This is a genomic window from Candidatus Symbiopectobacterium sp. NZEC135 (assembly GCF_025962695.1).
Genome location: NZ_JAGFPF010001072.1, coordinates 1 through 739 on the forward strand (window position 1 = coordinate 1; position 739 = coordinate 739).

Here is a 739-nt window from a genome sequence, read left to right on the forward strand (position 1 = left end):
GTTCGGGCCGTGTGGGTCGGAGGTTCAAATCCTCTCTCGCCGACCAAATTCCCTCAGTTTTGTCTGATCCTTTTCAGACGAAGCGATAAGAAAACGGTAGATGACATCATCTGCCGTTTTTTTTTGCATAATATCTTATCCTATTGTTGATTTATTTAAAGAAAACAACAGTGTATCTCAAGAGATAATAAAAAATATATTTTATAACTCGCTGATAATAATTGAGTTGGATCTTTAGTAAGGTATTTCACTGATTTACACGCCTGACATCAACTGACATTTTACGCTCTGTCTTTGGGATGTTAGATATCATAAAAGGAGCGTGTGAAAGTGAATATCACTAAAAAGCTATTGGCATTATCTGTGGTGTTGGCTGCAATGGGGGGCTGTGCTATAGCTCAGGCGGATACACAGACAATCAGTCTGGGTTATGCTAATGCTAAAGCAAAGGGCGTTAACAATATTCGTGGTGCCACAGCAAAATATCACTATCAGTCCAATGACTCGCTTGGTTTTATTGGATCGCTAACCTATATGGGGAGCGGGAATAAAGATAATAGCTTCTATTATGATGGTCATGTCTATGAAGGGAAATCGAAGGTGAACTATTATTCCCTACTGGCTGGTCCATCCTATCGTGTTAACGAATATATTAGTTTTTATGGTTTAGTCGGCATTGGTATGGGTAAAAACCAATGGGTTGCCAGTAATAAAAGTAAGGCTATTGAGGTGTCTGACA

General features: G+C 39.2%; 1 protein-coding gene. It reads left to right on the forward strand.

Going from position 1 to position 739, the window contains the following annotated elements; translation table 11 throughout:
* Window positions 1–330: 330 nt before the first annotated feature.
* On the forward strand, window positions 331–739 hold a 409-nt coding region (locus tag J5224_RS32510; protein WP_264629059.1), incomplete at its 3' end, for an Ail/Lom family outer membrane beta-barrel protein.